The following is a 20,310-nucleotide window of genomic DNA, read 5'->3' as shown; positions in this document are numbered from 1 at the left end:
ATTAAACAGATATTACATCTACAGTGGCATCTATATATACTAGAAATTTATTAGCTACTTTAAAACCCATTTCTTCATATAGCTTTGCATACATAGAAATCTGTTTACTGTGTGATGGATTGTGCATTCCTGTTTTGTAATCTATAATTGTGGTATCACCATTAGGCAATACAACCACTCTATCTGGTATATAAAATGAACCATCACTAGATAAAATCATTCGCTCGTTGTAAACCGTATTTTGATCTTGATAATAATCTGCTAGTCGTTGATTGCTCGTAATACTGCGAAGAACATTATTGATGGTTTCATATCCTTCTTCTGGGACAATACCTTGCTTTACGGCATTTTCTAGTACATGCTGGACGTCTGTGTAACTATTAATCTGAGCCATTAGCTCATGGATGAGATTACCATAGGTAATAGCATTTTGTTTTTGTTCATCCCATAAAAAAGTAGCCTGAGTGATGATCTGAATGCCCAATTCTTCTTTTGAGGTAGAGATGAAGGAAGGAACAAATGAGTTGTAATCTGTCTTGTTGTCTTCTTTCTTTGCAGGTGTTTCTTTACCAAAAGTATAGGTATGTTGATCTTCATTCCATAAATTATTTGTTTTAAGATAATCTATAAACAAATCACTGTAGGTATTTACTTTTTCTTTGCTTTCGCGAAAGCGTGACAACACATATAATCGTTCTGCGGCTCTTGTGAGTGCAACGTACAAGACATTAATGGTGTCAAATTGCTGCTCATTATTTCTAGTCTCATATAGCATTTTACCAGCTTCACCGAAATCTTTAAGAGCACTATTATGGGGAACCATCAACGTTTTAAATCCTCCAAAAGCTAGATCATCTATGGGATACCATTGGTGTTCTCCTCGTACTCTATATAAATCTGAACTTGCATATGGGTAGATAACAATAGGAAATTCTAATCCTTTAGACTTATGGATGGTCATAGTCTGTACCGCACTGTCCTGTTCTGGAGCAACAATACTAGATTTCTCCTTTTTTTCTTCCCAATAGTCGATAAAACCAAGGATGCCACCGCTTTTACTTTGTGAGTAACTATAAGCAAGATCAAGATAAGCCACTACGTAAGCATCAGAAATTGCTGTGAGGTTAAAAGATCTTATTATCGATTCCAGATATTCATAGAGAGGTAGCGTTTGCATGTAGTCAATGTGCACAAAAACATCAAATCGCTGTAAATGCTCAATGAATTCTAAAAATGTACATGAGGTATTAATACTATAAAATGAGTGCGTGTCTTCCACATTAAAGTAAGTCGTCAAAAAGTAAAGTACAGGCAATCTATTTTCTATTTGACTAGGGTAGGAGAGCATTGTTGCAAATGCATGAATAAATTGTACTGTGCTAGAGTTTGAGATTAGCAAGCTCTCAGAAGACACAACTTCTACATTTGCCTCTTGTAAGGCAGTTGCTATTAATGAGCCATCTATATTATTTCTCGTAAGTATACAAATGTCACTATGTAAGTAGCCTTGGCTAGTAGCTTCATTTATAATTTCAATAATGCGCGCAGGATATATTTCATTTGCTTCTTCTTTATTATCATATTCTAAAAACTCAAGAGAGACAAAGCCGCCTGTGTTGCTATTAGTTTGTTGTGAGTTGTCTTTATAATAAATTTCGCGATATAACTCGTTGTTAAAATGATTCGAGAGATGTGTAAAAAACTGATTATTAAAGTCTATAATTTCGGCGCTACTTCTATAGTTAGTCTCTAGGCGGTCTATAGTTGCTGGGGTTGAAAAGGGGTTTATTTGATTACTCAACGCTATAAATTGCTCTGCTTCTCCACCCCTCCACCTATAGATTGCTTGTTTGGGATCTCCTACAAGTAACAAAGAATTTGCCACAGTATCTTCTGCCTGGCTACTTATGGTGTTATCTATAAGCGGGATTAAATTGTCCCATTGCATTACCGATGTATCTTGAAACTCATCTATAAAATAATTTGTGTACCGCTCACCAAGTCTTTCATATAAAAAAGCTGCAGGCTGATCTTTGAGCGACTGCGCTATAAGCGCATTAAAATCTGAGATGAGTAACACATTTTCATCTTCTTTGATAAGCTCTAGCTCTTTTTTAATCAAGTGTAATACAGAAAGTGGGATAATCTTAGATCTAAAAGATTCTAACATATTCTGCTTAGAAGCAAGCTCCTTAAGCTTCAAAAACGTTGCTATAAAATGATCCCGATGACCATCTATGGTAGCTTTGATATGGTCTTTTTGAGTCTTTGTATAAAAGGTGTAAGACGTAATATTATCTTTATAAGCTGATCCTGTATATGGAAGTCCCTGTACCCCGTTTGCAACTTGGAGCATGAATTTATAAAAATATCCACTTGCAAAGCTTTTTTGATCTAATCCGAGTTCATGAATCAATGCTATAAGATCCTCTCCTAGCTGTTTTTGTGCAGAGGAAAGTGACTTAATCTGAGCTTGCAAATAGCTCGTTAATGTGTCAAAATCTGTAAGAGACTTGTCTTTTATAAGCTCTAGCGCCTTAAGATCGTTTTCATTGTGTAATAAATTTGCTATTTCGAGTAAATCTCGAGCAACGTCCCAGCTCTTATCATCATCTGCTTTTTCCAAAGCAAAATTTATTAGAACTTTAGTAATCTCATCATCTATACCCACCTTTGCAATGAGGGCATCTACTGCTTGAGCATTGAGTGTCTTTTGATCCAGAGAAACCTCAAAACTACTAGAGATATTTAGATCTTTTGCAAAAGTGCGGATGATTCTATGTGTAAGCGTATCTATTGTTACAATGTCAAAGGCAGCATAATTATGTAGTATGCGATTGAGTATTTCTTTAGCCTTCTTTATGACTACATCCTCAGATAATCCACTAGATGAAACTAAATCGTCTATCATATCTGGTTTTTTATTGCCAGGCTCATAATGACCTATATTCTTGAGCGTGTCTAGCACACGATTTTTCATTTCGGCTACCGCCTTATTTGTAAAGGTTATAGCAAGAAGATGTCTAAACTTATTAGCATCATTGCTCTTGAGAAGTGTAGTAATATATTGCTTTACGAGACTGTATGTTTTTCCAGATCCCGCAGAAGCATTAAGTACGATAAACGTATTTGTTTCGGTCATAGTACTAAGATAGGAAAAGCCACTTACAAAGAGGGTATTGTTATTTTCTTAATAATCTTTTCATCATCTAATAGATTTTACAAATGACTGAATTAAGTTTAGAACAACTATTTCTACCGACTATCACGAAGAATAAATAGATACATTTTTTGCTTTCGCGAAAGCAAAACCTAGTTTTTATAAGAAATCTATAACATAAAGAGTAGCTTACTTTGCGTAACTTTGTTAAAATCTAAAAAGAAGTTTAACCAAAAACGAAAAAGAAATGTCATTTACGTTACCAGAATTACCATATGCCAAGGACGCACTAGAGCCTAATATAGACACAAAAACAATGGAGATACACCACGGGAAACATCACGCTGGTTATACTTCAAAACTTAATACTGCTATCGAAGGAACTGACCTTAGCGGAAAAACGATAGAAAATATACTTATAAACTTAGATATGTCTAACACTGCTGTGCGTAACAACGGTGGAGGTTTTTACAACCACAGACTTTTTTGGGAAGTAATGTCTCCAGACGGTGGAGGAGAACCTACGGGAGAACTAGCTGAGGCAATAAATGCTGCCTACGGAAACTTTGAATCTTTTAAAGATAAATTCTCATCTGCAGCAGGAGGACAATTTGGTTCAGGATGGGCTTGGCTTTGTGTACACGAAGGTGGTAAAGTTGAGGTATGCTCAACTCCTAATCAAGATAACCCACTTATGCCTAAAGTAGGGTGCGGAGGTTTTCCAATCTTGGGTCTTGATGTATGGGAACATGCATACTACCTAAACTATCAAAACAGACGTCCAGATTATGTAAACGCATTTTTTAATGTGATTAACTGGGAAAAAGTGTCTGCATTATACGCTCAGAATAAATAAGTAATAATACTTGTTATAGTTATCAAAGCCCACTTTTCGAGTGGGCTTTTTCATGCAATAAAATTGTAAGTAATTTCTTTCTATAAATTCTTGTACAAACTTTCTTATTCATTTCTAAAGATGTGAAATCCTAATATCAAAATGAATATATCTTGTATTAAATAAAAAATACCCTGAGCGCTACTCAATTGGTTTCTAAAGCTCATTAACAAGAAGATACAATTTGTCGAGAAGGACTAAATTTTTTCAATCAGATTTAAATTATAATATTGATCCTAATTAAAGTCTAATTAATGAGATCATAAAACCCGTAAATATTAGGCATAAAAAAAGGTGGAAAGATCCACCTTTTTTTGCCCCAAATCTACCATGAACTTAACCTACTTATGCTATGGCAATGCTAATATAAGAGGGTTTTACTAAATGGCAGTATGTTTTAGACCAAAGGCATTATTTTTAGACCAAATACACAATTAATATTCAAATTGTGATATCTTTAAGACGAAAAGCACATTTTTTAGTAGGCTCTCTCTTTATTTCCTTCTACATAATTAATGAATGCTTTGTTTACAACGCGGTTACCTCCAGCCGTAGGATAGTCTCCAGTAAAGTACCAATCTCCAAGATTATCAGGACACGCTTTATGCAAGTTTTCTACCGTTTGATAGATGATATCTACTTCTGTTTTTACCGAGCTATCCGTAAGTAATTCTGCAATTTTTTTAGACACTTCTCTTTGCTCAAAAGGAGCATAGATTTCTTTAACGTGGTTCTTTACTTCCTTGTCATCTAGATCTACTTGTGCCTTACACTTATCATAGACATCCTTGATAAGATGCTCCTTATTATTCTCTTTAAGTAAAGCAATTACGGCTCTAAAAGCAATGAAATCTTCTAGTCGCGCCATATCGATACCGTAGCAATCTGGATATCGTATTTGAGGAGCGCTGGAAACAACAATAATTTTAGCAGGATTTAAACGAGCCATCATCTTGATGATACTCTTTTTAAGAGTCGTACCGCGTACAATACTATCGTCTATAATTACAAGCTTGTCTTCTGGCTTAATAACACCGTAGGTCACATCATAAACGTGCGCTACTAGGTCGTCACGACTACTATCTTCTGTAATAAACGTACGAAGCTTAGCGTCTTTTATAGCGATTTTCTCTGTGCGTAAGCGCTGTGAGAGAATCTCTGTTAGTTCGCTTTCATTTAGATTTCCCTTGGCAGCAAGAATCTTTTGTCCTTTTTGCTTATTAAGTTCGTCTTGTGCAGCCTCTACAAGACCGTAAAAAGAGGTCTCGGCGGTATTAGGAATAAAGGAGAACACAGAGTTCTTGGTGTCGTGATTAATGCTTTCAAGTACTCGAGGCATTAATAAACGTCCAAGCATCTTGCGCTCCTTATAGATTTCTGCATCAGAACCTCTAGAGAAGTAAATACGCTCAAAAGAACATGCCTTACGTTCTAATGGCTCTATAATTTGCTGTATGGTAAGTGTGCCATTCTTTTTAATGATTACGGCAGCCCCTGGATCTAATTCCTTTACTTCATCAAAAGGCACGTTAAACGCTGTCTGTATCACAGGACGCTCACTAGCTACTACAGCTACTTCATCGTTTTCAAAATAATATGCAGGTCTTATTCCCGCAGGATCTCTTAAAACAAAAGCATCACCATGACCTAAAAGTCCAGCCATTGCATAACCACCATCCCAATCTTTTGAGGCTCTTCTAAGTATTTTACCTACTTTAAGTCTTTCTGCTATTTGAGGAGAAGCTTGTTGTTTATTAAATCCTTCCTTTTTTAACTTCTTGTAAAGTTTTCCAACTTCATCATCCAGAAAATGGCCTATCTTTTCCATTACTGTAATGGTGTCTGCCTGCTCTTTTGGATGCTGCCCTAAAGAAACCAACTTATCAAAAAGCTGATTTACATTAGTCATATTAAAGTTACCTGCAACGATGAGGTTACGGTGCATCCAGTTATTCTGGCGTAAAAATGGGTGTACACTCTCTACACTATTTTTCCCGAAGGTTCCATAACGTACGTGACCTAGTAACAACTCTCCTATGTAAGGAACATTACTCTTCTGCCAGGCTACATCATCCTTCTTATTAGGATTTGCAGTCATAAGCTCGTTTATACGACCATTAATTTCTGCAAAAATATCTTGTATAGGTTGTTGTGCTGTAGATCGCTGTCTAGATATGTATCGTTGCCCTGGAGCGACATCTAGTTTTATACTAGCAAAACCTGCACCATCCTGACCACGATTGTGCTGCTTTTCCATCATTAAGTACATCTTATTTACCCCGTAAAAAGCAGTACCATATTTCTCTTTGTAAAATTCAAGTGGTTTTTTTAGTCTTATAACTGCAATACCACATTCATGCTTGATAGCGTCACTCATAGCTTGTAAAAACAAAAGCGCTCCAAAAATGGAGCGCAGGGTTTAGTTGTTTATGTTTATGTCAAATTGCACAAGGTTTTTAAACTGATGCAGTCTCTCTTTTATTTCTTCTGGCGTCACAGATTGTAAACGCTCTGTTCCAAATTTTTCTACCGTAAAGGAGGCAAGGCAAGAGCCATAAATAAGAGCCGTTTTCATCGTTTCAAATGAAGTGTCTCCTGCTTGAGCTATATAGCCAGCAAATCCTCCAGCGAAGGTGTCTCCAGCTCCCGTAGGGTCAAAAACATCTGCAAGTGGTAATGCAGGGGCAAAAAACATATTATCTCCTTCAAAAATAAGAGCTCCGTGTTCTCCTTTCTTTATCACTACATACTTAGGTCCCATCTCGTGGATTTTCTTAGCAGCAGTTACAAGTGAATACTCACCACTTAACTGGCGTGCTTCCTCATCATTTATAGTGATAACATCTACTTTTTTGAGCGTAGTCTTAAGCTCATCTAGCGCGATGTCCATCCAGAAATTCATTGTGTCTAGTATTACAAGCCTAGGTTTTACATCCATTTGCTCTATGACACTAAGTTGTACTTGCGGTTGTAAGTTACCTAGCATTACAATAGGTGCTTCCTTATGTGAAGCAGGAACCTTAGGAGAAAAATCTGCTAGTACATTAAGTTCTGTAGCAAGTGTATCTCTAGAGTTCATATCATTGTGATACTTACCACTCCAGAAAAATGTTTTACCACCTTTTACTATTTCTATTCCGTCTGTATTAATTCCTCTTTCTGCAAGAAAATCAAGATACTCTTGAGGGAAGTCGTCACCTACAACGGCAACAATGGCTGGATCAACATTATCAAACTGTGCCGCAGCAAGTCCTATATAAGGAGAAGCTCCTCCAATAATTTTATCTGTTTTTCCAAAAGGTGTCTCTATTGCATCAAATGCACAAGAACCAACAATAACCAATTTACTCATCTATAATTTTTGTGCAAATATACGGTTTTGAATGTTTGACAACTCAACTTTAAGGAGACCGCTTTCGCGAAAAAATGTAATTTCAACTACGTAAATAAATTAGCAATAAAACTTTTTATAGCATCCCAGTTTTTGATGACTAGCATTGTAAGGAAAGCCGAAATTGCTATTGTGTAAATTCTCTTTTTTTCCGTTTTTAGACTGACACTTATTTCCTCCCAAAATCTGCTGGGATTTCGCCCCAGGCTTTGGTTTCCCACTTCACAATCGTAGTGATGTAGGTATTTTTTTTAAGCCACTGCTCTGCGCGCGCTATCAGTTCAAATACATCTTTATTTTTTGGGCTTTGCTTGAGGTTGGTCTTGCAATGTTTCTTTTTTACCCAGCCTATTGCTATTCGAGAGTCACTATAAATAAGACGGTCACTACCTATTTTTTTTAAATAAGCTAGACCGTGCACGAGTGCGAGAAACTCTCCTATATTGTTAGTTCCTTGCTTAAAAGGCCCTTGGTGGAAGAGTTGTTTTACCGTTTGAGTATCTACCCCGCGATATTCCATGATGCCTGGATTACCAGAACTTGCGGCATCTACAGCAATAGAGTAGAGGTTGGGGAAGCCATATTTGGCTTTTTCTTCGGCGGAGAGTACTTTTTTCTTTTTTGAGGAGCCTTTAAAGTCGTTATAGTCTCCGTTATATGCGTTTTTTGCTTTGGCAAAGGTTTCAAAACTCTTGTACTTTGCACCGGCATAACCATCTATCATCTTCTTGCATTCCTTCCAAGAATCATAGATACCAGGTTTTTTACCTTCCCAGACTACATAGAATTTTTTTGTTTTTGCCATTTGTTTTAATTCTTAGTGCTTCGATATTTCCTTAGGAAAATGAATAAGTAGTAAAATACTAATATTAATAGTGACACATAGAAAACATATTCATTAGTACTGAAACCTTTGTTTTCTTCAACCCCTAGATATGTTTGTTTTTCTTCAGTAAATAGAGTATACGTAGAAAATATAAACCACAGATGTATTACTATAATTTGTCCTAAGAAAAACAGCTTTCTCATCCTATTATGATAAAAACTCAGCAATCACCTCTGGAAAATGAGTGTATTCTAGTTGGTGTATTTTTTCGGCAATTGCTTCTGGGGTGTCTTCTTGGCTTACTTCAACTTTGGCTTGAAATAAGAAATCTCCTTTGTCATATTCTGGCGTTACTTTATGAATGGTGATGCCTGTATATATCTTTTGAGAAGGATTTTTATCGTGTTGCGCTTTCGCGAAAGCGTAAACAGCCTTATGCACATTCATGCCGTACATGCCTTTTCCTCCAAAATCTGGGAGCAATGCTGGGTGTATATTTATGACCTTATCTGGAAACGCCGAAATTATTTTTTCTGGAAATAGCCATAAAAAACCTGCCAAAATGATGACATCTGGTTGTGTAGCCTTAAGAAGATGGAGTACATCATCACCTTTATAGAACGCTTTTCTGTTAAAACTAAACGCAGCAACATCAAGGGCTGAGGCTCTTTGAAGTACTTTGGCACGCGGATTGTTACTAAGAACTTGCACGACTTGTGCATCCGTACGATCCTGGAAAAACTCTATAATACGCTGGGCATTTGTACCGTTACCCGAGGCAAAAATCACAATTCGTTTCATTTTTCTTGTTGCTGTTGTGGGTGCGAAATAAAGAAATATTAGTAACTATTTGAAGGTTATGGAAAGGAACTTATTTTATATTTCCGTAAATTACCTTCACATTTTTGAGTTGCAAACTTGTTTAACGGTAAAGTTTGTTATTTTTGCGACTTAAATAAAAATTTAAATTAGAAAATTATGTCAGACATTGCATCAAGAGTAAAAGCGATTATCGTAGACAAATTAGGAGTAGACGAAAACGAAGTTGTAACGGAAGCGAGCTTCACAAACGACCTAGGCGCTGATTCACTAGACACAGTGGAACTCATTATGGAGTTTGAAAAAGAATTTGATATCCAAATTCCAGACGATCAAGCAGAAAATATTGCGACAGTAGGTCAAGCAGTATCTTATATAGAAGAGGCAAAATAAGTCTTTATTTATGGAGTTAAAGCGAGTAGTAGTTACCGGACTTGGTGCACTTACCCCGATAGGAAATAATATTCAGGAATACTGGGAAGGACTTTCTACAGGGAAAAGCGGGTGCGCGCCCATCACCTATTTTGATGCAGAAAAGTTTAAAACGAAGTTTGCTTGTGAACTTAAAAACTTTGACGCTCTCGACTTCTTTGATAGGAAAGAAGCTCGAAAGCTCGATAGATTTGCTCAGTATGCACTGGTAGCTTCAGATGAAGCTATCAGTGATGCGGGCATTGATCTTGACTCTGTTGATAAATTTAGGGTTGGGGTTATATGGGGAGCCGGTATAGGTGGTTTGGAAACATTCCAGAATGAAGTCCTTAACTTTGGTGCTGGAGATGGCACTCCTAGATTTAATCCTTTCTTTATACCTAAGATGATTGCAGATATTGCCCCTGGTAATATCTCTATCAAGCATGGCTTTATGGGACCTAACTATACGACGGTTTCTGCTTGTGCTTCTTCTGCAAATGCAATGATAGATGCCTTTAACTATTTACGTTTAGGGCAATGTGATATTATTGTTACGGGAGGATCTGAGGCTGCGGTAACGCAAGCTGGTATGGGTGGTTTTAATGCAATGCATGCGTTGTCAACTAGAAATGACGATTTTGAAACGGCTTCAAGACCCTTTGACGCAACTAGAGATGGTTTTGTATTAGGAGAAGGTAGTGGTGCATTAATCTTAGAAGAGTATGAACATGCTAAGGCGCGTGGCGCCAAAATTTATGCCGAGGTTCTAGGTGGCGGTATGTCTAGTGATGCTTATCACATGACAGCACCTCATCCAGATGGTATAGGTGTAGAGCGTGTAATGCTTAATTGTTTACGTGACGCGGGACTTAACCCTGAAGATGTAGATCACATCAACACGCACGGAACATCTACTCCTCTAGGGGATGTAGCAGAGCTAAAGGCTATCAAAAAAGTTTTTGGTGACCATGCAAAAGAAATAAATATTAATTCTACTAAGTCTATGACTGGACACCTTCTAGGTGCTGCAGGAGCTGTAGAGTCTATTGCTGCCATCCTTGCGATGCAACATAGCCTTGTCCCTCCTACAATCAATCATACTACAGTAGATGAGAATATAAATCCCTCTTTTAACTTAACGCTTAATAAAGCGCAAAAGAGAGAAGTAAACGTAGCGATGAGTAACACCTTTGGTTTTGGAGGTCACAATGCTTGCGTATTATTTAAAAAAATTGACGCTTAAATTAATAGATGAGCGCATTTAAAAAAATATTTAACTCTCGTGCTGAAAAGGACGGGAGTTTTTTTATGCGAATGCATGCTATTATAGGCTTTAAACCGAAAGAGATAAAGTACTATGAGAAAGCTTTTACCCATCGTTCTCTAGGTCTTAAAAAAGCAGATGGTAATCCTCTTAATTATGAGCGATTAGAGTTTTTAGGAGACGCAATGCTCGGGTCTGTTATTGCAGCACATCTCTTTAATGCCGTACAAGGTGGTAATGAAGGATATTTAACTAAAATGAGATCTAAGGTGGTGAGTCGTAAGCATCTCAATGAGCTAGGCAGAGATCTCAATCTTGTGAGATATGTGAGAGCAAGTATTCCCCTAGATAATTTTGGGGTTAATATTCATGGTAATCTTTTTGAAGCTTTAGTTGGTGCCATTTACCTTGATCGAGGTTATAAATATTGCGAGAAGTTTATAGCTAAGCGTGTTATAGAGCCCTATGTAGATATAGAGAAGCTTGAGGGCCGTATCATTAGTTACAAGAGTGTATTGATAGAATGGTGCCAAAAAGAAAAGCGCACCTTTAAATTTGAAACTTTTGAAGATACTGGTCAAGACACTGTAAAGCATTTTGGGGTAAAACTTTTTATAGATGGTAAGGTTGTTGCAAAAGCTCGTGCTACAAGTAAGAAAAAGGCAGAAGAAATAGCTTCAAAACGCACTTTTTATGCTTTTCAACGAGAAATTGAAACTCAATAACGTAAGTTTATTAATTGATTTTACTACATTAGCTTTTTAATCATCTTTTTCCCCTAGAAGATTAAAGATTAGAGTCTTAGGGCTCCACCCCTTATGTTAGTAAAATTTCCAAAGAGATACTATCTCGTTTTTGCATTCCTTGCACTCATAACGGCAATTGCTGTTTATTGGGGTACATCTCGCATAATACAACAAGAGGAAGCTGCTCGTACACTTAACTTAGAAAGAGCAAATAGAGAAGCTGCAAAGGAATTTCAAGAAGCTCTTAACAATTATGCGACTCTAATTTCTGGAGTAAAAAGTTATATTGAAATATCTAATGGGAGCTTTACAGAGAACGATATATCTTCCTTCATAGAACGGCAGCTAGGTGGACTTATCATGGAACGTCCCTTTAGTGTCTCATATATTGATACGAGCCATATTTTTATTTTTGACTTTACCATGCAGCCTGTACCTAATGCAAATTTGGTAGGAAAATCAATAGCGAAATTTATAGGAAAGGAGGGTACATTGAGAATGGACTCTTTAATGCGTAAGAGTAATTTCTATGCCTCAGACCCCACAAATTTATTAGAAGGTAGAGTAGGACTTCCATTAGGTTTTGGTGTTTTGGACAGCCTTGGTAATTCTATGGGTTATATAACTAGTATTGCAGAGTTTGCCCCTATTTTAGATAAAGCATATGTTCATACTAATAAAGATGATTTTGTCTTTAAGTTTAAAAGTAGTAACGGTAATTACTTTGATCGTAGTAGAGCCCATAATGGACAAAAAATATATTCTGTAAATGAGGATCCAGAGTTTTTTAAAAACTTTGATGTCAAAGAAGAAACCTATATCTCTAGTGTAGTCCCTTTTTACAATAAAGAATTTATATTGAGCACCGCCTATAAGAAGTCTCATGAAGGTTTCTTAGCGCTAGGCGTTACATCATGTTTGTGGTATCTCGCCATATTAGGATTTATGTTCTTTTTGATAAGTCAGTATTATTTGTATGAGCGTAAGAATAAAATTATTGCCTCACAAAAGGTCCGATTGTCAGAGTTAGTAGCTACTAAAAATAAGTTTTTTTCAATTTTAGCAAACGATCTTAGAGGTCCTCTATCATCCGTAATAAACTTTTTAGATGTGTTAAAAGTAGAACACGCAAATAACAATCAAAACACCACTATAATAAACTCTCTTGAAGACTCTAGCCGAAATAGTATTTCATTACTTGACAACCTTCTAAAATGGTCAAAACTTCAAACAGATCAAGTTGAATTTACTCCTGTTGCATTAGATATCATGTCTATTACAAAAGATCAAATTAAAATACAAAACCACGCTCTTCAAAATAAAGGGCTCAATATACGTCTAGAGTCAAGCTTTAAAGGTGAAGTAGTAGGAGATAAAAATATGGTGGCGACCATAATTAGAAATGTACTGTCTAATGCAATTAAGTTTTCACACGATAATGATATCATAGTGATTGAGCTTACAAGGCTAGATAATAAGTTTGTCTTTAGTATTGAAGATAACGGAATAGGGATTCCAGAACATGACAAGCAACGACTCTTTGACTTAACTGAAATCACAAGTCGGGTGGGCACTAGAAACGAGAAAGGTTCAGGTTTAGGACTAGTTTTAAGTAATGAGTATCTCAAGGCTCATAGGGGAGATATACTTATAGAAAGTGAAGATGGTAAAGGAACTCTCGTTACATTCACATTGCCTTTAGGTTAATTACTTTACAATTTCTAGCGAAAACGTTTACGTAACTTTAATACCTCTCGCGTATTCCTTCGGATGCTTCTTTGTATCTTTCTAACTTGCTTAAACGTTATGGGAATGTATAAAATTCTTTTGGAAGACTCCATTGGTTATGACTTTACGCTCATAGCTATACATGGTTCATTAGAGCCATATTACTTGGCATACTTACTTAATAAGAATCTTGGATTAAGACTATCTCGTTCTCGTGAAGACCTCATTATTGGCAATCGAGAAGAAGAGGCAAGCTATCCCTTTTTTGAATTTAATGATGAGCATCAGTACGTAGATTACTATGTATTATCAAATAAGACAAAGATAGAAGTAGAAGCTAAGGCTGTTGTAGGTCTTTTTGAATCAGAGAAAACACTCAAGACTACCTACTTTATTCCTGAGATGCCACAAGTAGATTATTTTATAAAAGTGGTTGAGGATGGTAACGCTTTCGCGAAAGCTAAAGCACTAAAAATTCTCAATCAAATATCACATATTGTTACCGCTTATGAAGTAGACGTAAGCTCGTTAAAAAATAAAGAACACTTAATTTTTGAATAATGCAGAAAAGAAAAAAAACCAAGATAGTTGCAACGCTAGGGCCAGCAACTAGTAAGCGACAAGTATTGCTAGACATGATGAATGCAGGAGTAGATGTATTCCGCATTAACTTTTCACATGCAGACTATGAAGATGTTAAGGAGCGCGTAGCTATGATTCGTGAACTAAGCGAAGAGACTGGATACAACACATCAATCCTAGCAGATTTACAAGGGCCAAAACTTCGTATAGGAAAAATGAAGGAAGAGGTAGTTGTAAATCCTGGAGATAAAATTACCTTCTCAACAGAAAGCGAATTTGAAGGAACAAAGGATCGTGTTTATATGAATTATAAGCAGTTTCCTCGTGACGTAAAAGCAGGTGAGCGCATTTTACTAGATGATGGTAAATTGATGTTTCAAGTTGATGAAACAGATGGTAAAACAGAAGTTGAGGCTACGGTAATTCAAGGAGGACCGTTACGTTCTAAAAAAGGGGTAAACTTACCTAATACAGACATATCACTTCCAGCACTCACTAAAAAAGACGTAAAAGATGCAATTTTCGCTTTAGGACTTAAGGTGGACTGGATGGCACTTTCTTTTGTAAGACATGCAGAAGACTTGCAGCAATTACAAGAGTTGATTAAGAAACACTCTGACCATAAAGTGCCAATCATTGCCAAAATTGAAAAACCTGAGGCTGTAGCAAATATTGATAAGATTGTTGCTTATTGTGATGCTTTAATGGTGGCGCGTGGAGATCTAGGTGTAGAAATTCCAGCACATGAGGTGCCGTTAGTGCAAAAGCAATTAGTATTGCGCGCAAAAAAAGCAAGAATACCAGTAATCATTGCTACACAAATGATGGAAACAATGATTTCTAGCCTTACGCCTACACGTGCTGAGGTAAATGACGTTGCAAACTCTGTAATGGACGGAGCAGATGCAGTAATGCTTTCTGGAGAAACTTCTGTAGGTCAATACCCGGTGCAGGTGATTGAAAAGATGGCTTCTATATGTCGTAACGTAGAAGATTCAGATCTTATTAAAGTTCCGCAGGCACCACCACACATTAAGACTAAACGTTACATTACTAAAGCAATATGTTATCACGCGGCTCACATGGCAGATGAGATAGATGCAAAAGCAATTACTACCTTAACAAATAGTGGTTACACAGCATTTCAAATCTCAGCATGGAGACCATCATCCCACATTCTTGTATTTACATCAAATAAGCGCATACTTACACAGCTTAACCTATTATGGGGTGTAAAAGCATTGTTTTATGACAAATTTGTAAGTACAGATGAGACGGTAGAAGACATAAGACAAATGGCTTTAAATACAGAATTGGTAGATAAAGGAGATATGCTTATCAACCTAGTAGCAATGCCATTACTAGATAAAGGAATGGTTAATACACTCCGTGTTTCTGAGGTGTAATTCTCCGTATAATGTATAAAAAAATGGGTAGCCACTGGCTACCCATTTTTAGTTAATGAGATTTATAGAGATATTTCTTCCTCTGTGATCACAAAAGCATTAGCAGATTGTTTGATGATGATAGTGCGCTTATAATCTCTTAACGCATATGAGTAAGTGATATTTGTTATTGCACCCTTTGGAGTAACATTAATAGTAAGTTCATCTATTTGTGTGCGGTCTCTTTTCTCACCATTTATAATAGTTACTGTTTCTTTTCTATTTGAAAGTTCTGGATTTATCCCTTTAGGAAGATTAAAGAGACGCTGAGATATTCGGTAGGCTTCATTCCAGTTTTTTGCAGGAAGTACTAGCGTTGTAGTCATTCCATAATCCTCTCCCTTTTTATTGGCCTTCTTGACTACTTTAATAGGGTGTTCTGGAGTGCTTATGCGGTTTATGTATGCTTCTAGACCTTCATTTGGTTGCGGTGGAGCAAGCGATGTTAAGTATCCATTAAAAGCAAAGCCTGTTGCTCCCTGATAGTTTACTTCTATCATCTCGCCTTTAATTCCATCTACCGTCATTTCTGTGTGCTCAGGATTACTTAATAGGAATACCTGTGCACCATAAGGAAGTGTGAGAATTTTTTTTGAGGTGAGATTTGTTCCTGATCTTAGTGATAGACCAGAGGAAGAGTTCACATAAAATTGAGTTGGAGTCGCGAGAACTTTTGGAGTTGTGATGGCAAGAGTTTCTTGAGTACCATGTTCACTATTATTTTCTGTTGAAGAATCACAGCTTAAAAAGAAAGTAAAGAAGGTTACGGAGAGGATGATGGTGTTGATTTTCATGATGAATGATTTTTAGATTAAACATTTACCAATAGAAACCACGATATGTGCCAAATATTAAAACAAAAAGGTTAAAAAAACTATAAAACCGCAACAACGAGTGGGCTATTTAAATATTGCTTAAGAATTGTTTAAAATTCGTAACCTAGACTTATAAACCACTCACTACGTTTAACTTCTGGGCTATAGGTGTATTTAAGTCGCAAAGGTCCAAGTAGCGTTTCAGAGCCATACCCTAGGGAATATCCAGAAAAGGTAGCCGGTGGCAACCAATTTTCGGGCTTGTCAAATATATCATACCCTACATTTGCAAAGTTTGCTGAGAGGTTGAGGTGATTTTTAGGAAAAACCTCAAAATCAACTTCAAATAATGCTTTGACATAGCCATCTCCAGCAATACTTAAATAATCATATCCTAAAAAAGGAACAATGTTATTTACTTTTTTTGCTCCATAACCTCCTAAGAAAAAGTCAAGCGAATTATTATCTGCTCCACCTACTTTAAAACCTCCTGCAGCTTCAACGGTAGCAGTAAATATATTACCGATACTTCCAGCATACTTTATTCGTGCATTTGCAACCCCAAACTCTGTAAAATCATTGTTGTAATCTGATGAGGCTAGAAATAAATCAAAATCTGCATCAAAAAGAACTCCTGAGTTAGGAAAGTATTTGTTATCTAGAGAGTCATATTTTAATTGAGAGTACAATCCTCCTAGGTTACTTCGTTCAAAAATAACAGCCGTTTCTTCCTCATTAGTGGACACAACAGTTTCTGTTTCGATATCTAAAAACTTATGCTGTATACCTATGTCAAATGTAAATTGCTTCGCTAGTAGCGTTTGTACATAAATTCTGTTTGTTAAGTCTTGATAATTAAGGCTCACCCTATTAATACCATCTAGAGGTATGTCACGTAAATCTTCAATAAGACGAGCGCTTACCCCTTGTTCAAAAGAGGTGTAAGAAGAGTTTACTCCCACACTCCAGTAAAAACCTTTATCAATGTAGTAGTCAAAATCGTATCTAATATTGTCTCCTAGAATAAAGTCTAAAGAGGCAATATCATTTTTAAAAAGCACTCCTTTTTTTGTGAAATTAATGAGTGCAGCAGTGCGAAAAAGGTCATCATAATGTAACGCTAGGCGCAATGATTGCGTGCTACTAGATTCCTTAAGCTCAATGTGAAGTACAAACTCATCATTTACCTTCTGCAGCCTGTGACCTATTCTGTTAAAGTTTTCGGTGGCTGTGAGGTTATTAATGCCATTGTAAAAGTCATCATATGATACCGTTATGGGTGGTTTAAGTTTCAATTTTCCGAGAATGTAAGCTCTGGTATATTGCTCATTACCTGTAATACTTACTGCGGCAATTTGTAATGAATCTTGTGGAGTAGGCTTTATGCGCTTTCGCGAAAGCGGTTTTTGCCTCATAGCAACTTCCTTAAGTGCATCATACTGTTCCATCGCCTTAGTGCGACCTGTGCCCATAATGACTTTACCATCATTAAAGGAAACCACAGAATAAGCATCAATAGAAGGTCGTATGTAAATATCTGTTTGTGTGCGTTTTTCCTCCATCGCTTTGGCGGTGCGATAGTTGTTGATTTGTAATAGTACCTCAGATGCAGATTTGAGATTGGACCTACCACGCAGTGTATCTTGTACATCCACACCAATAATAATGTCCATTCCTTTTGCGCGCAACTCTTCTACAGGATAGTTATTTGTAACACCTCCATCTATAAGGAGTTTTCCGTTTATGAGTACTGGACTAAATAATGAAGGTAATGCACCACTAGCGCCAAGCGCTTCAGGGAGATAACCTTTGTCCAAGATGACTTGCTCTCCTTTTTCTACATCTGTAGCGATGCAGAAAAAGGGTATCGGGAGTTTACTAAAATCATTAATATTCGAAATGTGATCGAGATTTTTAGCCAGTAAATTATAAGTGTTTTGCCCTTTACTTAAGGAGCTAGGAAGCGATAGTTTAAGGTGATCAAACGGTAGTGATACTACATATCGCTCTGCATCGTCACGCTCATAAGAGGTCTTTGCCTTACGAGGTAAATTATCTTGAATGATGTTATTAAAATTTACAGAAGTAAAAATAGAATCTAACTCTGCCGCATTATACCCTGAAGCATAGAGTCCTCCTACAATAGCACCCATACTAGTGCCGGCAATGTAATCTATGCGTACACCAGCTTCTTCTATAACTTTAAGAACGCCTATGTGAGCAAAGCCTTTTGCACCACCACCACTAAGTACAAGACCTACTTTTACATCCTCTTTTTGTGCATCTTGCGCAAATGCAGAGAAGCTTAATATTAAGGCTATAACTAGTATGAAGTACTTCATTCTTTAACGTGGTAGTGATTATATATGATAGCTGCTTTTGATGGTCCTATTACCTCTGTGAGACTTTTTTTGCTTGCCACTTTTACTTTTGAAACAGAACGGTAATGTTTTAATAAATCTACAATTGTTTTTTCACCTATACCACGTATAGCGTCAAGTTCTGTTCCTAGGGCTGCATTACTACGTTGATTACGGTGAAAGGTGATGCCAAAGCGGTGCGCCTCATTACGTAATTGTTGTATAATTTTAAGGGTCTCACTCTTTTTGTCGAGATATAATGGAATACTGTCACCAGGATAAAATAATTCTTCTAGACGTTTTGCAATACCTATAATTGCTATTTTGCCACGCAAGCCTAAGTCATCTAGTGCCTTTACACCACTAGATAATTGACCCTTACCACCATCTACGATTATGAGTTGAGGTAGTGGTTGATCTTCGGCTAGTAGTCGTTTGTAACGTCTATAAACTACTTCTTCCATGCTCGCAAAATCATCTGGACCTTCTACTGTCTTGATATTAAATTTACGATAATCACTTTTACTAGCCTTTCCATTCTTAAAAACCACGCAGGCGGCTACAGGATTTGAACCTTGTATGTTTGAGTTGTCAAAGCATTCTATATGTCTAGGCTCCTCAGTTAATCTTAGGTCTGCCTTCATTTGTGCCATGATGCGGTTAGTATGGCGGTCTGGATCTACTATTTTAGTTTGCTTGAAACGTTCCATCCTGTAATATTTTGCATTACGTTCAGAGAGTTCTAGTATGCGTTTTTTGTCACCTAGTTTAGGCACGGTAATTTTATATTGATCACCTAGCTCTACTTCAAAGGGAACATAGATTTCCTTTGAGTTATGGTCAAAACGTTGCTGAATCTCAATAATACCGAGTTCTAGTAATTCTTTATCGGTCTCGTCTAGTTGCTTCTTGAGTTCTAGCGTATGAGACTTAATAATGGCACCGTGTGATATCTGTAAGAAGTTTACATACCCATACCCCTCATCGCTTATAATGGAGAATACATCAACATCGCTTATCTTAGGATTAACCACCGTACTTTTAGATTGGTACCCTTCAAGGATGTCAAGCTTTTCTTTAATGCGTTGTGCATCTTCAAATTCCATGGCAGCAGCGTGCTCCTTCATTTTTTCGCGAAAGCGAGCTAGAGAATCTTTAAAATCCCCTTTTACAATCTGTCGTATGTGTTCTATGTGCTCATGATATTCTTTTTCTGACTGCTTGTCTTCACAAGGGCCTTCGCAGTTGCCTAGATGATATTCAAGGCACACTTTATACTTCCCAGCGTCTATCTTATCCTTAGAAAGGTCATAATTACAAGTGCGAAGCTTATATAAACTTTTAATCAAGTCTAGTAGTGTGCGCACTGTTTTCATACTCGTGTATGGACCATAATACTCGCTACCGTCTTTAATGAGTCTACGCGTAGGGAAAATCCTAGGGAAGCGTTCATTTTTTATACAAATCCACGGGTAGCTTTTATCATCTTTAAGGAGTACGTTGTACCGTGGCTGATATTCTTTTATAAGACTGTTTTCAAGAAGAAGCGCATCTGTCTCGGTCTCGACCACGATATGCTTCATCTCGTGAATCTTTTTGACCATCGTCCTTATGCGGCCGTTATCTAGGGTTTTATTAAAATAGGAAAGTACTCGTTTTTTTAAGTTCTTTGCTTTTCCTACGTAAAGCAGTTTTCCGTTTTTATCGTAGTATTGATATATTCCCGGACTTGTAGGAAGTGTTTTGAGTTGAAGTTCTATTGGAGCAGCAGGCATACTCAAAGATAATATATGAGGCCGATTACGCTTTCGCGAAAGCATAAAAAATCGCATTAAAATCTTTATAAAGAAAGTACATATTTTATA

General features: G+C 36.9%; 15 protein-coding genes. 7 read left to right on the top strand and 8 right to left on the bottom strand.

Going from position 1 to position 20,310, the window contains the following annotated elements; all coding sequences use genetic code 11:
- Position 1: 1 nt before the first annotated feature.
- On the bottom strand, positions 2 to 3,142 hold the full coding sequence (locus KRODI_RS05545; RefSeq protein WP_013750601.1) for a UvrD-helicase domain-containing protein: 3,141 nt from the start codon (positions 3,140 to 3,142) through the stop codon (positions 2 to 4).
- Positions 3,143 to 3,407: 265 nt separating this feature from the next.
- Here KRODI_RS05545 and KRODI_RS05540 point away from each other — a divergent pair, with 265 nt between their 5' ends.
- On the top strand, positions 3,408 to 4,016 hold the full coding sequence (locus KRODI_RS05540; RefSeq protein WP_013750600.1) for a superoxide dismutase: 609 nt from the start codon (positions 3,408 to 3,410) through the stop codon (positions 4,014 to 4,016).
- A gap of 517 nt (positions 4,017 to 4,533) precedes the next feature.
- Here KRODI_RS05540 and KRODI_RS05535 read toward each other — a convergent pair.
- The 4 genes from KRODI_RS05535 to KRODI_RS05520 form a co-directional block, all read right to left on the bottom strand.
- Entirely contained in the window at positions 4,534 to 6,432 is a 1,899-nt protein-coding gene (locus KRODI_RS05535) for an amidophosphoribosyltransferase (protein ID WP_013750599.1), read from the bottom strand.
- 42 nt (positions 6,433 to 6,474) lie between these two features.
- Positions 6,475 to 7,407, bottom strand: a complete 933-nt coding sequence (locus KRODI_RS05530; RefSeq protein WP_013750598.1) for a PfkB family carbohydrate kinase — start codon at positions 7,405 to 7,407, stop codon at positions 6,475 to 6,477.
- Positions 7,408 to 7,615: 208 nt separating this feature from the next.
- Positions 7,616 to 8,251 (bottom strand): viroplasmin family protein, encoded by a 636-nt coding sequence (locus tag KRODI_RS05525; protein ID WP_013750597.1) that lies wholly within the window; start codon positions 8,249 to 8,251, stop codon positions 7,616 to 7,618.
- Between the two features lie 228 nt (positions 8,252 to 8,479).
- Complete coding sequence (locus tag KRODI_RS05520; protein ID WP_013750596.1) at positions 8,480 to 9,073, bottom strand: phosphoribosylglycinamide formyltransferase; 594 nt, start codon at positions 9,071 to 9,073, stop codon at positions 8,480 to 8,482.
- Positions 9,074 to 9,250: 177 nt separating this feature from the next.
- On the opposite strand from KRODI_RS05520, the gene KRODI_RS05515 reads away from it, so the two are divergent.
- The 6 genes from KRODI_RS05515 to pyk all read left to right on the top strand — a co-directional run bounded on the left by KRODI_RS05515 (position 9,251) and on the right by pyk (position 15,231).
- On the top strand, positions 9,251 to 9,484 hold the full coding sequence (locus tag KRODI_RS05515; protein WP_013750595.1) for an acyl carrier protein: 234 nt from the start codon (positions 9,251 to 9,253) through the stop codon (positions 9,482 to 9,484).
- A gap of 10 nt (positions 9,485 to 9,494) precedes the next feature.
- Positions 9,495 to 10,748 carry a beta-ketoacyl-ACP synthase II gene (gene fabF / locus KRODI_RS05510; protein WP_013750594.1) on the top strand — a complete coding sequence of 418 codons (1,254 nt, stop codon included), beginning with the start codon at positions 9,495 to 9,497 and terminating at the stop codon, positions 10,746 to 10,748.
- 8 nt (positions 10,749 to 10,756) lie between these two features.
- Positions 10,757 to 11,494, top strand: coding sequence for a ribonuclease III (rnc, locus tag KRODI_RS05505; RefSeq protein ID WP_013750593.1), 738 nt, complete (start codon positions 10,757 to 10,759; stop codon positions 11,492 to 11,494).
- A 93-nt stretch (positions 11,495 to 11,587) separates the two neighbouring features.
- The gene (locus KRODI_RS05500; protein WP_013750592.1) at positions 11,588 to 13,222 is read left to right on the top strand and encodes a sensor histidine kinase; all 1,635 of its coding nucleotides are present in this window, start codon (positions 11,588 to 11,590) and stop codon (positions 13,220 to 13,222) included.
- Between the two features lie 105 nt (positions 13,223 to 13,327).
- The gene (locus KRODI_RS05495) at positions 13,328 to 13,804 is read left to right on the top strand and encodes an IPExxxVDY family protein (RefSeq protein ID WP_013750591.1); all 477 of its coding nucleotides are present in this window, start codon (positions 13,328 to 13,330) and stop codon (positions 13,802 to 13,804) included.
- Positions 13,804 to 15,231: a pyruvate kinase gene (pyk, locus tag KRODI_RS05490; RefSeq protein WP_013750590.1), complete on the top strand. Its 1,428-nt coding sequence runs from the start codon at positions 13,804 to 13,806 to the stop codon at positions 15,229 to 15,231. The genes KRODI_RS05495 and pyk overlap by 1 nt, the downstream gene beginning before the upstream one ends.
- A 62-nt stretch (positions 15,232 to 15,293) precedes the next feature.
- Here pyk and KRODI_RS05485 read toward each other — a convergent pair whose 3' ends face one another.
- The 3 genes from KRODI_RS05485 to uvrC form a co-directional block, all read right to left on the bottom strand.
- Positions 15,294 to 16,064: a hypothetical protein gene (locus KRODI_RS05485; RefSeq protein ID WP_013750589.1), complete on the bottom strand. Its 771-nt coding sequence runs from the start codon at positions 16,062 to 16,064 to the stop codon at positions 15,294 to 15,296.
- Between the two features lie 131 nt (positions 16,065 to 16,195).
- Positions 16,196 to 18,427 carry a patatin-like phospholipase family protein gene (locus KRODI_RS05480; protein ID WP_013750588.1) on the bottom strand — a complete coding sequence of 744 codons (2,232 nt, stop codon included), beginning with the start codon at positions 18,425 to 18,427 and terminating at the stop codon, positions 16,196 to 16,198.
- Positions 18,424 to 20,220, bottom strand: a complete 1,797-nt coding sequence (uvrC, locus tag KRODI_RS05475; protein WP_041295628.1) for an excinuclease ABC subunit UvrC — start codon at positions 20,218 to 20,220, stop codon at positions 18,424 to 18,426. The genes KRODI_RS05480 and uvrC overlap by 4 nt, the downstream gene beginning before the upstream one ends.
- Positions 20,221 to 20,310 lie beyond the last annotated feature (90 nt).

Origin of the sequence: Dokdonia sp. 4H-3-7-5 (assembly GCF_000212355.1) — a bacterium.
GTDB lineage: Bacteria > Bacteroidota > Bacteroidia > Flavobacteriales > Flavobacteriaceae > Dokdonia.
The sequence above is the reverse complement of the archived record's forward strand: the minus strand, read 5'-3'. Positions and strand labels throughout refer to the sequence as shown.

What these genes read in the sequence shown, in the direction of transcription:
- KRODI_RS05545 (WP_013750601.1), bottom strand. Translation starts at nt 3,142, where the DNA reads ATGACCGAAACAAATACGTTTATCGTACTTAATGCTTCTGCGGGATCT.
- KRODI_RS05540 (WP_013750600.1), top strand. Translation starts at nt 3,408, where the DNA reads ATGTCATTTACGTTACCAGAATTACCATATGCCAAGGACGCACTAGAG.
- KRODI_RS05535 (WP_013750599.1), bottom strand. Translation starts at nt 6,432, where the DNA reads ATGAGTGACGCTATCAAGCATGAATGTGGTATTGCAGTTATAAGACTA.
- KRODI_RS05530 (WP_013750598.1), bottom strand. Translation starts at nt 7,407, where the DNA reads ATGAGTAAATTGGTTATTGTTGGTTCTTGTGCATTTGATGCAATAGAG.
- KRODI_RS05525 (WP_013750597.1), bottom strand. Translation starts at nt 8,251, where the DNA reads ATGGCAAAAACAAAAAAATTCTATGTAGTCTGGGAAGGTAAAAAACCT.
- KRODI_RS05520 (WP_013750596.1), bottom strand. Translation starts at nt 9,073, where the DNA reads ATGAAACGAATTGTGATTTTTGCCTCGGGTAACGGTACAAATGCCCAG.
- KRODI_RS05515 (WP_013750595.1), top strand. Translation starts at nt 9,251, where the DNA reads ATGTCAGACATTGCATCAAGAGTAAAAGCGATTATCGTAGACAAATTA.
- fabF (WP_013750594.1), top strand. Translation starts at nt 9,495, where the DNA reads ATGGAGTTAAAGCGAGTAGTAGTTACCGGACTTGGTGCACTTACCCCG.
- rnc (WP_013750593.1), top strand. Translation starts at nt 10,757, where the DNA reads ATGAGCGCATTTAAAAAAATATTTAACTCTCGTGCTGAAAAGGACGGG.
- KRODI_RS05500 (WP_013750592.1), top strand. Translation starts at nt 11,588, where the DNA reads ATGTTAGTAAAATTTCCAAAGAGATACTATCTCGTTTTTGCATTCCTT.
- KRODI_RS05495 (WP_013750591.1), top strand. Translation starts at nt 13,328, where the DNA reads ATGTATAAAATTCTTTTGGAAGACTCCATTGGTTATGACTTTACGCTC.
- pyk (WP_013750590.1), top strand. Translation starts at nt 13,804, where the DNA reads ATGCAGAAAAGAAAAAAAACCAAGATAGTTGCAACGCTAGGGCCAGCA.
- KRODI_RS05485 (WP_013750589.1), bottom strand. Translation starts at nt 16,064, where the DNA reads ATGAAAATCAACACCATCATCCTCTCCGTAACCTTCTTTACTTTCTTT.
- KRODI_RS05480 (WP_013750588.1), bottom strand. Translation starts at nt 18,427, where the DNA reads ATGAAGTACTTCATACTAGTTATAGCCTTAATATTAAGCTTCTCTGCA.
- uvrC (WP_041295628.1), bottom strand. Translation starts at nt 20,220, where the DNA reads ATGCCTGCTGCTCCAATAGAACTTCAACTCAAAACACTTCCTACAAGT.